Origin of the sequence: Limnospira sp. PMC 1279.21, from assembly GCF_032349615.1 — a bacterium.
Lineage (GTDB): Bacteria > Cyanobacteriota > Cyanobacteriia > Cyanobacteriales > Microcoleaceae > Limnospira > Limnospira fusiformis.
In genome coordinates this window covers 1-13,350 of the sequence record NZ_JARPLU010000015.1, presented here as the reverse complement: position 1 = coordinate 13,350, position 13,350 = coordinate 1, and the positions used below count along the sequence as shown (strand labels likewise).

Genomic DNA, 13,350 nt, shown 5'->3' with positions numbered 1-13,350 from the left:
CCATTCCAGACCCAGCCCCTTCCGGTTGAGATGTGCTAACCAGTCTGCTAGACTGTCTCCACCAGCTAAATATCACAATATTGGAGGATTATCTTGTATGAATTATACCATATCCGGTGCTGAAATGCCAGCCATTAAAACATTTGTTCACAATCAAGTTAAGTTTCCTGATCGCTTTAATTCAACCATTGACAATCAGGATGAGATGTATTTATTCGCCCTCCAAAATCAAGGCAGCCCTGAACGCGCTATAATTCGTTACTATAGCAATGGCATTCGCATTTTTGATGCCGTCAAACAAGTCGTTGATTGGCATTTTGGCAGCTTTCATAAAATCAGTGCCTTTTTAGACTTTGCTAGTGGCTATGGTCGCTCTACCAGGTTTTTTGTGCAAGAAATACCCTCAGATAAAGTCTGGATTTCTGATATTTATGCCGAGGGGGTAAAGTTTCAGGTTGAACAATTTGGCGTTAATGGTATTGTGTCTACCTCTCAGCCAAAAGACTATCTTTGTAGTCAGAGTTTTGATGTGATTTTGGCTTGTTCCTTTTTTAGCCATCTCCCTAAAGCTACCTTTTCCCAATGGTTAAAGGTGTTATATAACTTACTTAATCCCAACGGTTTATTATTATTTAGCGTCCATGATCGCAGTTTATTACCATCTCATTTAATGATTGATGATTCCGAGTTATTATTTTGTCTGAATAGTGAAAGCAGAACTTTGGACTTGGGGGAATATGGAACCAGTTATGTCGGCGAAAATTTTGTCGCTAATACCATTGCTGATATTTCCGACCATCAGGCTGTTTATCATCGCATACCGCAGGGAATTTGTCGGTATCAAGACCTATATATTTTGGCGAAAAATCCGACCATGACTTGGGAGAATTTTCGATATTATCATCATCCTATAGGAAAAATTGAACATTGTCATCTTACCGCTGATGGGGTTTTGGAATTGGGGGGTTGGGTTTCCGAAATTAACCCTGGTGGTCAGGTTTCCGAAATTTTGGTTTATCTAAATACTCTCTTAGTTTATCGGCAAACAATTACCTGCTCAGATAATTATGACCACCAATGGCATTTTAGCTTAAAGTTAGATCAGGTTAATTTGGACGATATTATTTTAGTCAAAACTATTAATAATTTTGGCTTAGAATGGGTGTTTGATTGTGCGCCACTGGAGTTTTGGTTGAGGGGTAACTAATTGCTATGATGAAAATCACACAGTCTCCAGTTTTAATTATTACCGAAATCCATAAATATGGGACTTTTGGGCATTCCTCAAAGAAGTAATGATGCCTTGTGGCGATCGATAAAATACCATTAGGCACTAATGTGATTCTGCCAACACTTGGAAAAGGACAAGGCCTTGCCTACTAAGCGAGACACTCCTTGCCTCAAGGTATTGTTAAACCCCCTTTTTTTTGAGCCTTACCTGGACTTGGCGGCGTACAGAGACATATTTCTGATTAACGTAGTTTGGCAGCCAGGGTTCAGGCACTTGGACGGCTCCTGCTATTCCAGCCTGGGGAATTCCCTCAGTCCGCAAACGGTCAATCAGAGACCGTGTTCCTTGGTGAATCACCTTTTTGGTGGGGTTTTCAACAAACTGTGGTCCACAATCACGACACTTGAACCGTTGTTGGCCGCTTTTGAATCTGTCTTCAACTTTGGTACAGATACCTAATACTAGCACCGAGATGATGATACCATTTACGGAGGTCAAGGTAATGACTCTCGTAGGTGAAACAGGTAGCGACCTGTTATTGGGTGATAGGGGGGATGATACTTAATGGGTATTAGCGATCGAGTTCCTGGTTATACATTAATTGATCACTTTGCTCTGGATGAGGATATCATCCAGTTAACGGACTTCCGAGGAACTTTTCGACTCTAACCTTCCCCCGAACAATTACCCCCCGGTACAGCAATTGTCGACCAAAATCGCCAAGGAGATTTTGACTTAATTGCCCTAGTCAAGGACGTTTTCTGCTTTGATTTAGAGGAAAATTATTTTATATTTTCTTAATAAATCGCCAGAATGTTCATGTTGTACAAGTAAATGACCATGCCGACCCAAATATCGGATTTTTAGCCAAATTTCCTGAGCTAAAATCAGGGTAGCAGAAAACATAGTCCAAGTCCGAGTTGTTGTTTATTTTTTATACCCATGGAAGACCTAATTCTAAATCTAACCAATACCGAAACCCCGTCAACCCCGTCAACCCCTGTACCTCCCCGTGTATCGACAGATGAGATAGATACCTTATTTGGTGGTCCTGGCAATAATGTTTTCCTGCTTCAGAATCATTTTGATCAATTGCCTCCCCTGAGTCCAGCCACGACTCAAATTGGTACTAACAATGACGATGAGTTATTTGGAACCAATGGGAATGATGTCATCCTAGGTCGCGGCGGTAATGATACCATTTACGGATTTATGGGTGATGATTTCATAGATGGTCAAGGGGGAGATGACCTGATTTATGGCGGTCAGGGTAATGATATCTTATCAGGGGCTGAAGGTAGAGATACCATATTCGGCGATATCGGTGATGATATCATTTACGGTGGCGCAGATGACGACCTGTTATTTGGCAACCAGGGCAATGATACAATTTATGGTGACGGCGGTAATGATACCATCTATGGCGGTCAGGGAGACGACTACCTAGTAGGCGGTAGTGGTAATGATCTGTTATTTGGTGACCAAGGAAATGATACCCTAGTGGGAATAAGTCGCGCCGGAAGAGGTTACACCCTGATCGGTGATTTTGACCCAGAGAAAGATACGGTGATGTTACGGGGACGCAGAGAAAATCATGAATTAGTTCCATCCCAGGAGCTATCTGTTGCTACCAATGTTAGTCTACCAGAAGGAACGGCAATTATTCAGACCACCCTAGATGGTACTCAGCAACTGTTAGCCGTTATTCAGGATAATTTCTTTTTGGATATTGACGCGAGTTATTTCGACTTCTTATGACGGTTTCAGGGCGCTAATGATTAGTCATAGCGCCCTTACCATCATCCCCTTAATTATTGTCCAGTTTCGCACTACAGGTTAAAGCTACATCCACCAATTCATCTGGGGCTTGTCCAGTTTCCTGAAGTTGCTGTACGATGTCCACAAACTCCTCAATCGAAAATCGATCTTGATACTCAAAAATGGTACACTGACAGATAGTTTGCGCTTGTTGGGGGGTTAGCCCTGACCTCTGCGATCGCTCACGACAATTGCTCACATAATTGCTGACAAACTCTTGAGGATAAGCATTCCTGGGTTGTTGTTGGTAACTAGGAGATTCAGCAGCAGCCATCGTAGAGACAGTCACCGTGAAACTTAGGGAACCTAAGAAAAAAAATTGTTGCCAAATTTTGGGTATGCTCATGCTATTAATTGGATTCCGTATCAGCCTGCGGAAGTCTCCACAACTTGACATTATAGCAGTAGGATTTGGTACGCCTTAGATGAGTAAGCCTCAGAACACCCCCAGGTTGATTAGACAAGGCGCGCGCCGCCGAGTCAAAATTTTGCTCATAGCAGCGTGCGCCTTAATGTTATTCATGAGTCTAGGACTGGTCAATCACCTGTTAATAATGCGATCGTCCGCTAGAGAACCCGTTGATACCTTCTTAGTATTGGGGGGAAGTATCCGCCGAGAAATCTATGTTTCCCAACTAGCCACAGAATATCCACAAATCCCCATTATCATTTCTAAAGGTTCCGACGATCCCTGCATTGTCAAGCTATTTGAGCGCAACAAAGCCCCCAGCCAAGGAGTTTGGTTAGAAAAATGTGCCAACTCCACCTTCGGGAATTATATGTTTAGTCAACCCTTACTCACCCAATGGGGTGCGCGCCATGTAAAAATCCTCACCTCAGATACCCACCTTCCCAGGGCCCAATGGATGGCTAAAATCATGTTAGGAGCCCATGGGATTTGGCCTGAAATGGAATTAGTAGAAGAATCCGGGATACCCGGGAACACAGAATCTCTGATCAAAACCATATTAGACCTCAGCAGAGCCATACTTTGGGCTTTTTTTAGCCAGATCTGGCAACCGAGTTGTTCTGATATTGTTCACCTTCCAGAAGTCGATATGGCTTCCTGGTGTGTAAATGGTTTTACCTGCGAGTATCAGGGGGGAGTTGATCCCGAATCCCTATGCAATTAGAAAATCAGCAGAAGTAACCGCCGATCTCTAAAATGGAGTCCAACCAGTTCGCAGCATTAGAGTGGGGTGCTTTTCTGTGTCTGTTGGCCAACCAAGACCTACAGCTTTTTTGTTGAAATTTCCCTGGGAAATGCTATAATGATTAATGAGCTTGGAAATGCCTGGAGAGGTGGCAGAGATGGTCGATTGCGACGGACTCGAAATTCGTTAGGGGTGCAAGCTCCTCGTGGGTTCGAATCCCACCCTCTCCGGTTTTGCTCAGGCTCAATCATGACCAGCCCTGGCGCTAATCCCTACCTGTGCGAGCGATCGCGCGCGAGGGGTTAGGGCAGGGTTTGGCTGTTTTTATGGCTGCTGTGGATATCTGTGTAACGGATCTTTACGATCGCTACTGAGAAGGTATTATCAGTGATAGGATCCCGTAAAAACCTTTGAGATAATTTTCTATGGTAGAAACACTGACAGGAAAAGCTCCCAAATTCGGTGGTAGCACAGGTGGTCTTCTCACCAAAGCCCAAGTTGAGGAGAAATATGCCATTACCTGGACCAGCACCAAAGAACAGGTGTTTGAAATGCCCACAGGTGGCGCAGCTATTATGAACGAGGGAGAAAACTTGCTCTATCTGGCTCGCAAAGAGCAGTGTCTCGCCTTGGGAACCCAACTGCGGACTAAATTCAAGCCGAAAATCGAGGATTTCAAAATCTATCGGATTTTCCCCAATGGCGAAATGGAATATCTCCACCCCAAAGATGGCGTTTTCCCTGAGAAAGTTAACGAAGGTCGGGAGTTCAACGGAAAAATCGATCGCAAGATTGGTGACAACCCCAACCCAGCTAGTGTCAAATTCAGCGGTAAAGCCACCTACGAGTCTTAGGGGTCTATGGGTAGGGGCGGGTTCACCGGACTTTTCATTCAGATAATGAGCTTTTGTAGCACCCACCCCTACAGTACAGGTAAACTCCCTATAAGATCAGGTTTGCTGGTTCCTGATTTTTCACCAAAAACCAGCATTTTCTGTTATTTTTGATACACCGTAGCATTAAATTCAGCTACCAATTTTCCCAAAAATTACAACGATGATTTTTCCAGATTTCTCCCAATTCTGCCAACTACAGGCTAGGGGTAACTTCATTCCTGTCTATCAGGAGTGGGTGGCGGACTTGGATACACCAGTTTCGGCGTGGTATCGGGTTTGTGCAGGTCAACCTTACAGCTTCCTGTTGGAGTCAGTCGAAGGTGGGGAGAAAATTGGGCGTTACAGCTTTCTGGGTTGTGATCCTCTGTGGACTTTATCCGCCCGCGGCGATCGCATGATTCAAAAATTTAGGGACGGTCAACAACAAGATTTTCAAGGCGATCCGTTTAAGGTATTAGCTGACTGTCTTAAACCCTATCAACCTGTCAAATTGCCAGAACTACCGCCGGGAATTGGGGGACTGTTCGGGTTTTGGGGTTATGAATTAATCAACTGGATTGAACCACGAGTCCCCATTTATCCCCTTACAGACGATGATTTACCCGATGGCCTATGGATGCAGCTTGATAGTTTACTAATTTTTGACCAGGTGAAGCGCAAGGTTTGGGCTATATCTTATGCTGACCTGCGGGAAACAGACCCAGAAACAGCCTATCAACAGGCTTGCGATCGCGTTACTCAATTGGTAGATAAACTGAGATCTCCCCTATCTCGTCAGAGTACCCTATTACAATGGACTCCCCCCGATAGCAACAAATCTGATGATACCGAAACATCACGCCAATACAGCAGCAATTTCTCCCGCGACCAGTTTTGTGCTGCTGTTGACCGGGCGAAGGACTATATTAGGGCGGGAGATATCTTTCAGGTCGTCATTTCCCAACGCCTGGCGGCACAATACCAAGGCGATCCTTTCTCCTTGTATAGATCCCTGCGTTTAATCAATCCTTCCCCCTATATGGCTTATTTTAACTTTGGGGATTGGCAGATGATTGGATCTAGCCCGGAAGTGATGGTCAAAGCCGAAAAAAACATTGACGGAAAGGCGCGCGCCACCGTTCGCCCCATTGCTGGAACCCGCCGCCGTGGTAAAAACTCCCAGGAGGATCAACACCTAGAGCAAGATTTGCTACAGGACCCCAAAGAAATCGCCGAGCACGTTATGCTAGTAGACCTCGGACGTAATGATTTAGGGCGCGTCTGCCAAAATGGAACCGTAATGGTTGATCAGTTGATGGTCGTCGAACGCTATTCCCATGTTATGCACATTGTTAGTAATGTGGTGGGAGACTTAGCAGATGATCAAACTGCTTGGGATTTATTAAAAGCCTGTTTTCCCGCTGGGACTGTTAGCGGTGCGCCGAAAATTCGGGCTATGGAAATTATTAATGAGTTGGAACCTAGCCGCCGAGGTCCATATTCCGGCGTTTATGGCTATTATGATTTTGAGGGACAACTAAACACGGCTATCACGATCCGCACTATGATTGTCCGTCAGGGGGAAGATGGTATAAATCAAGTTTCTGTACAAGCGGGGGCTGGACTTGTGGCTGACTCCCAACCGGAAAAGGAATATGAGGAAACCCTCAATAAGGCGCGGGGGTTATTGGAAGCCATTAGCTGTCTGAAAACTTCTCAGAGTTAGTTTTTATGAATTTCTACATCGTTGATGTTTTTGCAGAAGCTAAATATGCCGGAAATCAACTCGCTGTTTTCTTCGGTGAGGGTGTTTCCTCTCTGTCCGATGAGGAAATGTTAGAAATTGCCCAGGAAATTAATTATTCAGAAACTACTTTTATCCGTTCCGAGGGAATGGTTGATGGTGGCTATGATGTCAGGATTTTTACCCCTTCCAAAGAATTGCCTTTTGCGGGTCATCCTACCCTGGGAACTGCTTATATTATTCAACGGGAAATGATTAAAAAACCTGTTGATCAGGTGGTATTGAATTTGGGAGTCGGTCAAATTCCGGTGACTTGGAGTAATGGTAACACTGACCAAGAGTTGTTATGGATGCGCCCCAGTAATCCCGTTTTTTATAATTGTTTAAATCCGGCATATGTCGCCCCGGTTTTGGGTTTGGAAATGGCGGATTTTGACGATAACTTTCCCATTCAAGAAGTGTCAACGGGGATTCCTTTTTTAATCGTCCCTCTCAAAAATCAAAGGGCTTTAAAACAGGCTAAGGTTAATTTAGACCATTATGGTGAGTTTATTAAAAACACTAATGCTAAGGAGATTTTTGTTTTTTGTCCTGAACCCTATGACATGGAAAATGATATCAGCGCTAGGATGTTCGCCCCGGCTTTAGGAATTGCCGAAGACCCAGCCACGGGAAGCGCTAATTCTTGTCTGGCAGCTTATTTCGTGCATAATTCCTATTATAATAGGGATGAGATTAATGTGCGTGTGGAACAGGGTTATGAGATTAATCGCCCTTCTTTACTATTTTTAAAAGCCCAAAAAGTTGGGGATGAAATTGATGTCATGGTGGGGGGAAAAGTGGTGGCGATCGCTAAGGGAGAATGGTTGAATTAACTTAGCTAACTGCGGCTTCTAGCATTTGGATAGTTCCGCGATCGCTATTAATTTCTACCATACCACCTATGGCTATGGTAAATTGGTCGCGAATATGACCTATGGCTGAACCATACCAGGCGGGTATTCCTAGGGGTTGAATATGATCTACTAACACTTCCCATAAGCTAAAAGATGATTCCCCTTCCCTCCCCGGTGAACAACGGCTACATTGTCCGAAAATAAACCCCGATAATTGATCTAAAATTCCGGCTAGTTTTAATTGGGTCAATAGGCGATCGACCCGGTAAACATCCTCGTTAATATCCTCAATAAATAGAATTTTTCCCGACCAATTCGGTAGATATTCCGAACCCACCAACCCCGCTAAAACTGATAAATTACCCCCCACCAGTTGACCCCTGGCGCTACCGCTGGTAATAGTTTCTACCCGAATATTCCCAGGATTTTCAAACGTAACAGCTTCCCCTGTAAACAAAACTCGCTTTAAGTAATTCACCGAAAAACTCCGCCAATGAGAAGTGCCTAATAATCCGTGAAATGTGATAAAATTGCACTGGGAATATATCGCCAATAATAATGATGTGATATCACTATAACCAATAATCACCTTGGGATTGTTGCGGATTATGTTATAATCTAATAAGGGTAAAATACGGGCAGCCCCCCAGCCACCGGCGGCGGTAATAATTCCCCGAATATTCGGATCAGCAAACATGGTATTAACATCGGCGGCGCGGTCTCGATCTAATCCGGCTAAATAACCATATTTATCCATCAGGTGAGGTGCGGCTTTCGGATTAAGTCCTTGTTGCATTAATTGCCAAGTTACAAATTTTAACTCCTGTGTGGTAATCCATCCAGAAGGCGCAATTATTCCCACCGTATCCCCAACCCGCAAACGGGGTGGTTTAATAGGATTAGGAGAAGATGCTAATACCGGAAATCCTGTTGCTAAAAGTGTCAAACCTAACTCACTTATAAATTGGCGGCGATTTTTCATAGATCTAATTTTCATACCATTGTTAAGATGATGAACCTAGATTATTCCCGAATGCAATCAGTTCAATCCCCAATTATTCCGATTATTGGAAAACTAATTAACAATCATCCGGGGACAATTTCCCTAGGTCAAGGGGTAGTTTATTATGGCCCGCCACCTGTGGCATTTGACCATATATCCGAGTTTTTAGCTAGTCCAGAAAATCATAAATATAAACCAGTAATTGGTATCACTCCACTACTTGAGATCATCGCCGATAAACTGCAAACAGAGAATCATATTAATCTCAGCGATCGCCAGAAAATTGTCGTCACTGCTGGTAGTAATATGGGGTTTATGAATGCGATTTTAGCTATTACCTCACCTGGGGATGAAATCATTATACAATCTCCTTACTATTTTAATCATGAAATGGCGATTATGATGGCAAGTTGTCAGCCTGTAGTTATTCAGACCGATGACAATTATCAACTACGAATTGATGCCATTCAAGCCGCCATCACTGATAAAACCAGGGCGATTGTTACCATTTCTCCCAATAACCCCACCGGGGCGGTTTATTCCCCAGAAGCATTACAAGAAATTAATCAAATTTGTAGCGATCGCCACTTATACCATATCAGTGACGAAGCCTACGAATACTTTACCTATAATAACATCAAACACACCTCACCCGCCACCTTTCCTAACAGTGAATCCCACACAATTTCTCTCTTCAGTTTATCCAAAGCCTACGGTTTTGCATCCTGGCGCATTGGATATATGCTAATTCCTGAACACTTACTAATCCCCATCCAAAAAGTTCAAGATACCATCTTAATCTGTCCTCCCGTCATCTCCCAATATGTAGCTTTAGGCGCGTTAAAAGTAGGTTATGAATATTGCCAAAATCATATTAAAACCATCACGGAAGTTCGGGATATATTTCTCAATGAACTCAGCCAATTATCAGATTTTTGCACAATTCCGCAAGCTGATGGCGCGTTTTACTTTCTGCTGAAAATAGACACAGAGTTAGACTCAATGGAATTAGCCCAACAACTGATTAAACAGTTTGGGGTAGCCGTAATTCCGGGGACTACCTTTGGTATGTCACAAGGCTGTTATTTACGGGTAGCTTATGGGGCGTTAAAACCAGACACCGCCGCCGAAGGAATTGGGCGTTTAGTCAAAGGTCTGAAAACCTTAGTTATTTAGATTAACCTATCAATCATCTATCCGGGATTATCCCCCCAAGGGAAACTAATAGCCAGCCATAATTGCATTATACCAGCCCCCCAATTTTGTACCTATACCATTTTAGCCCAAATCCTAATAGCTGCATAGGTCAGTCAAAATCCCCAAATTAACCAGCTATGATAGAAAACAGACTGATTTGAGATTAACCATAAGATTATGCCTTTATACCGCCTTTTCATCATCATTGTGGGTGTTTGTGTCATCCTGGGTTTAATGATTTGGCTAGTCACATCGATTTCTTGGTTATACAGTCAAGTGGCGTGGATGGCTAACCCGATTTTAGCAAATTTGTTGCTAGTTGTGTTAATAGGTTTGCTAGGGTTATTGATGTATACGTTTTTCTACTATTTGAGGCTGTTTCAATTTGGAAGTAATGGGAGGAAAAAACGCCGCCATAACTTGCGTATCCCTTTGGATAAATCCGAGGCGGCTGAAACGTCTTTAAAAGCTATCCGACAACAGGTTAATCAAATTCAAGATGAAGTAGCACGTCAGGCGTTAATAAGTCGTTCTCAGGATATACAAGCTAACCTATCTCAAGGTAGCATTCAGGTGGTGATATTTGGCACAGGTTCCGCCGGGAAAACATCTCTGGTTAATGGGTTAATGGGGGAGATGGTCGGGCGGGTTGACGCACCCATGGGAACTACCATAAATGGGGAAACTTATCGACTCGAATTAAAGGGGTTAAATCGGGAAATTTTAATCATTGATACTCCGGGAATTGGGGAGGTTGGAGAAGGGGGAGTAACTCGTTCAGAAATGGCTAGAACCCTGGCTACCGAGGCAGATTTATTATTATTTGTGGTGGATAATGATTTGCGTCAATCCGAATTATATCCTCTGCGTAATTTGGCGGAAATGGGTAAGCGATCGCTATTAATTTTTAACAAAACCGACTTGTATACAGAAGCTGATAAAAATCAGATTTTAAATCGATTAAAGCAACGAGTGAGCGGGTTTATTTCTCCGGAAGATGTCATAGCGATCGCCGCTAATCCTCAACTAATTAATCTGGACAATGGAGATACATTTAAACCTGAGCCTGATATCATGCCACTTATTCATAAAATCGCCACAATTCTACGCGCCGAAGGGGAAGAATTAATAGCTGATAATATCCTTCTCCAGTCTCAAAGATTAGGCGAAGAAGCGCGGCGTTTAATTGATAATCAACGTCTACGCCAAGCCGAACAAATTGTCGATAGATATCAGTGGATTGGGGCTGGGGCTATTGCTGTTACGCCGCTTCCGGTGGTAGATTTATTAGCGACTGCGGCAGTTAATGCCCAAATGGTAGTAGAAATTGGCAAAATATATGGGTGTAAATTAAATATGGATAGAGGGCGAGAGTTGGCGTTATCTCTCGCGAAAACTTTAGGCAGTTTAGGCATTGTTAAAGGTGCGATTCAATTAGTAGCTACCGCCCTACATTTTCACATCGGTACTATTGTAGTTGGTAAGGCGATTCAAGGGATAACTGCCGCTTATTTAACCCGAATTGCGGGGCGTAGTTTTATCGAGTATTTTCGCCAAAATCAAGATTGGGGAGATGGGGGTATAACAGAGGTGGTGCAGCGACAATTTCAACTTAATCGGCGAGATGAGTTTGTGCGAGGATTTATTCAAGATGCGATCGCCCGCGTGATTGAACCATTGAACCTCGATCAATCATCAGCAGAGTCCGATGATGAACTAGAATTAGAATTAGACAAACCCTCAGATATTGCCCCCTATTTAGATCAAGATTCATCTCAAGATGATTGGGATAATCCCCGTCATCCTCGAGAGAATTGGTAAAAATTTACTACGGAGAATCTTCCCATTCTGGAGTCAAAAGACGGAAGTTATAATCAGATGCACCCGGATGACAGGTTTGGCAATTATGAATATTAATGGGTTCCGTAAATTCTACGCGGGGATGTAGCGCCCTAAAAAAGCGCGATCGCTCAATTCTAAAAGGGATACCCTCTTCAGCCACAGTCATAGAACGGGAAAAATGGCGGAGATAATTCCACACCAACAGGCGAGCCGGATCCACTAAAGGTTCAATTTGAGTGCCATAATGTTGACTATCCTGGAGAATTTGTTGCCAAGTCTGTCTCGGTAAAACTGACGGCGGAATAGGAATATGGCAAGTAGCGCAGTTTTCTAAATAGAGTTCCTGGCCCAGTTGAAATTCTGGCGGTACAAAATCAACAGTACCGATCGCACTAACAGAATACTGACCTATACTTGGCGTTGTAATGCCCAAGGATATCAGGACAGCAACCAGAATCAAACAGCATCGAATCAATAGAGAATATCTCCTTTCGCTGCGCCGATTGGAGAGTCTGGAATTGAACATATTATAGAAGTTAGCTTATTCTAGGGTAATGACCATACCTTCTCTGGCAACAACCCCCTGGGGGAAAGCAGCCTTAAGTTCAAGTTGGACGCGATCGAGAAAATCATCATCGTGGGATGGGTCATGTTGATACATGGCTATCTGCTTAACACCCGCTTTTTTGGCAATTTCTACCCCTACCTCCCAGGTAGAATGTCCCCACCCGATTTTGGGACACTTATGATCATGATACTCCTCATTAGTATAGGTAGCATCATAAATCAGCAAGTCGGCATTGCGAGCCAAGTGCAGAACATTATTATCAAAGCGATCGAGAAAATGCTCTGTATCACTACAGTAAACCGCTGTACGGCCTTCCCAAGTAACCCGATAGCCGACCGCCATATTAGGATGATTTAGAGGAGCCGTTTCGATTTTAATGCCATCGGACAAAGCAATCACATCCCCAGGGATCAGATCATAAAATTTCAGATCTGATTGCATGACGTGCATGGGAACCGGGAAATTAGGATGTACCATTTGATCAGACAGGCGTTCCTTAATCGTTGAGCCATCAGGAGCGATCGCCCCATAGATATGAAAGCGATTAATCGGGATAAATGCTGGCACAAAGAAAGGAAACCCCTGGATATGGTCCCAGTGGGTATGGGAAAAAAAGACAGAGGCTTCAACGGGCATTTGTTTGAGCAGATCCAAACCCAAAACTCTTAACCCAGTCCCTCCGTCAAAAATAAAACGTTGATTTCCCAGACGCATTTCGACACAGGAGGTATTCCCCCCATATCGAACAGTTTTATGGCCAGGGGTAGCAATATTTCCCCTCACCCCCCAAAACTGTACAGAAAACTCCACAGGAGCCGAATTATCATTCATCGCATTATTATCGGAAACTTGAGGATTTTTAACAGGTCGATCATAAACTGGCATTTTAACTGATACAGAGGTTGAACAGCAGTGAGATAAGCAACACTTGAGACCCAATACTCCCTAGTTACTGTTATGACTGATTGGTTATGGTCGAAAGAGAAGTCACCTTCCCCAACTCCACTTCAAAACCGTGCTTG

At 43.6% G+C, this 13,350-nt stretch carries 13 protein-coding genes and 1 tRNA gene; 9 read left to right on the top strand and 5 right to left on the bottom strand.

Annotated features, from left to right (window positions below; all coding sequences use genetic code 11):
* Positions 1–97 precede the first annotated feature (97 nt).
* Positions 98–1,207 carry a methyltransferase gene (locus P5683_RS04110; protein WP_008050433.1) on the top strand — a complete coding sequence of 370 codons (1,110 nt, stop codon included), beginning with the start codon at positions 98–100 and terminating at the stop codon, positions 1,205–1,207.
* Between the two features lie 204 nt (positions 1,208–1,411).
* Here the strand turns inward: P5683_RS04110 and P5683_RS04105 are convergent, their stop codons facing one another.
* Positions 1,412–1,729, bottom strand: coding sequence for a hypothetical protein (locus P5683_RS04105; RefSeq protein ID WP_196797686.1), 318 nt, complete (start codon positions 1,727–1,729; stop codon positions 1,412–1,414).
* A gap of 444 nt (positions 1,730–2,173) precedes the next feature.
* On the opposite strand from P5683_RS04105, the gene P5683_RS04100 reads away from it, so the two are divergent.
* Complete coding sequence (locus P5683_RS04100) at positions 2,174–2,989, top strand: calcium-binding protein (protein WP_006625988.1); 816 nt, start codon at positions 2,174–2,176, stop codon at positions 2,987–2,989.
* Positions 2,990–3,038: 49 nt separating this feature from the next.
* On the opposite strand, the gene P5683_RS04095 is transcribed toward P5683_RS04100, so the two are convergent.
* The gene (locus P5683_RS04095; protein ID WP_006625987.1) at positions 3,039–3,395 is read right to left on the bottom strand and encodes a hypothetical protein; all 357 of its coding nucleotides are present in this window, start codon (positions 3,393–3,395) and stop codon (positions 3,039–3,041) included.
* 79 nt (positions 3,396–3,474) lie between these two features.
* Here P5683_RS04095 and P5683_RS04090 point away from each other — a divergent pair, with 79 nt between their 5' ends.
* The 5 genes from P5683_RS04090 (at position 3,475) to P5683_RS04070 (ending at position 7,697) form a co-directional block, all read left to right on the top strand.
* A complete protein-coding gene (locus tag P5683_RS04090) occupies positions 3,475–4,182 on the top strand; it encodes a YdcF family protein (protein WP_046321757.1) in 708 nt (235 codons plus the stop codon).
* A 163-nt stretch (positions 4,183–4,345) separates the two neighbouring features.
* A tRNA-Ser gene (locus P5683_RS04085) sits at positions 4,346–4,433 on the top strand.
* A gap of 195 nt (positions 4,434–4,628) precedes the next feature.
* Positions 4,629–5,057 carry a photosystem I reaction center subunit II PsaD gene (locus tag P5683_RS04080; RefSeq protein ID WP_006616635.1) on the top strand — a complete coding sequence of 143 codons (429 nt, stop codon included), beginning with the start codon at positions 4,629–4,631 and terminating at the stop codon, positions 5,055–5,057.
* Positions 5,058–5,259: 202 nt separating this feature from the next.
* Entirely contained in the window at positions 5,260–6,804 is a 1,545-nt protein-coding gene (trpE, locus tag P5683_RS04075) for an anthranilate synthase component I (protein ID WP_006625985.1), read from the top strand.
* Positions 6,805–6,809: 5 nt separating this feature from the next.
* Entirely contained in the window at positions 6,810–7,697 is an 888-nt protein-coding gene (locus P5683_RS04070; RefSeq protein WP_006625984.1) for a PhzF family phenazine biosynthesis protein, read from the top strand.
* Between the two features lies 1 nt (position 7,698).
* Here the strand turns inward: P5683_RS04070 and P5683_RS04065 are convergent, their stop codons facing one another.
* Positions 7,699–8,700, bottom strand: a complete 1,002-nt coding sequence (locus tag P5683_RS04065) for an LD-carboxypeptidase (protein ID WP_035759645.1) — start codon at positions 8,698–8,700, stop codon at positions 7,699–7,701.
* A gap of 30 nt (positions 8,701–8,730) precedes the next feature.
* Between P5683_RS04065 and P5683_RS04060 the strand changes: the two genes are divergently transcribed.
* Positions 8,731–9,897, top strand: coding sequence for a pyridoxal phosphate-dependent aminotransferase (locus P5683_RS04060; RefSeq protein WP_008050449.1), 1,167 nt, complete (start codon positions 8,731–8,733; stop codon positions 9,895–9,897).
* Between the two features lie 198 nt (positions 9,898–10,095).
* On the top strand, positions 10,096–11,739 hold the full coding sequence (locus tag P5683_RS04055) for a YcjF family protein (RefSeq protein ID WP_006669013.1): 1,644 nt from the start codon (positions 10,096–10,098) through the stop codon (positions 11,737–11,739).
* Between the two features lie 7 nt (positions 11,740–11,746).
* Here P5683_RS04055 and P5683_RS04050 read toward each other — a convergent pair whose 3' ends face one another.
* Both P5683_RS04050 and P5683_RS04045 read right to left on the bottom strand, forming a co-directional pair.
* Entirely contained in the window at positions 11,747–12,286 is a 540-nt protein-coding gene (locus P5683_RS04050; RefSeq protein ID WP_006669012.1) for a cytochrome c, read from the bottom strand.
* Positions 12,287–12,301: 15 nt separating this feature from the next.
* Entirely contained in the window at positions 12,302–13,213 is a 912-nt protein-coding gene (locus P5683_RS04045) for an MBL fold metallo-hydrolase (RefSeq protein WP_006625979.1), read from the bottom strand.
* Positions 13,214–13,350 lie beyond the last annotated feature (137 nt).

Coding starts and splice junctions, on each gene's coding strand:
- P5683_RS04090 (WP_046321757.1), top strand. CDS start 3,475: ATGAGTAAGCCTCAGAACACCCCCAGGTTGATTAGACAAGGCGCGCGC.
- P5683_RS04080 (WP_006616635.1), top strand. CDS start 4,629: ATGGTAGAAACACTGACAGGAAAAGCTCCCAAATTCGGTGGTAGCACA.
- trpE (WP_006625985.1), top strand. CDS start 5,260: ATGATTTTTCCAGATTTCTCCCAATTCTGCCAACTACAGGCTAGGGGT.
- P5683_RS04100 (WP_006625988.1), top strand. CDS start 2,174: ATGGAAGACCTAATTCTAAATCTAACCAATACCGAAACCCCGTCAACC.
- P5683_RS04070 (WP_006625984.1), top strand. CDS start 6,810: ATGAATTTCTACATCGTTGATGTTTTTGCAGAAGCTAAATATGCCGGA.
- P5683_RS04055 (WP_006669013.1), top strand. CDS start 10,096: ATGCCTTTATACCGCCTTTTCATCATCATTGTGGGTGTTTGTGTCATC.
- P5683_RS04045 (WP_006625979.1), bottom strand. CDS start 13,213: ATGCCAGTTTATGATCGACCTGTTAAAAATCCTCAAGTTTCCGATAAT.
- P5683_RS04110 (WP_008050433.1), top strand. CDS start 98: ATGAATTATACCATATCCGGTGCTGAAATGCCAGCCATTAAAACATTT.
- P5683_RS04065 (WP_035759645.1), bottom strand. CDS start 8,700: ATGAAAAATCGCCGCCAATTTATAAGTGAGTTAGGTTTGACACTTTTA.
- P5683_RS04060 (WP_008050449.1), top strand. CDS start 8,731: ATGAACCTAGATTATTCCCGAATGCAATCAGTTCAATCCCCAATTATT.
- P5683_RS04050 (WP_006669012.1), bottom strand. CDS start 12,286: ATGTTCAATTCCAGACTCTCCAATCGGCGCAGCGAAAGGAGATATTCT.
- P5683_RS04095 (WP_006625987.1), bottom strand. CDS start 3,395: ATGAGCATACCCAAAATTTGGCAACAATTTTTTTTCTTAGGTTCCCTA.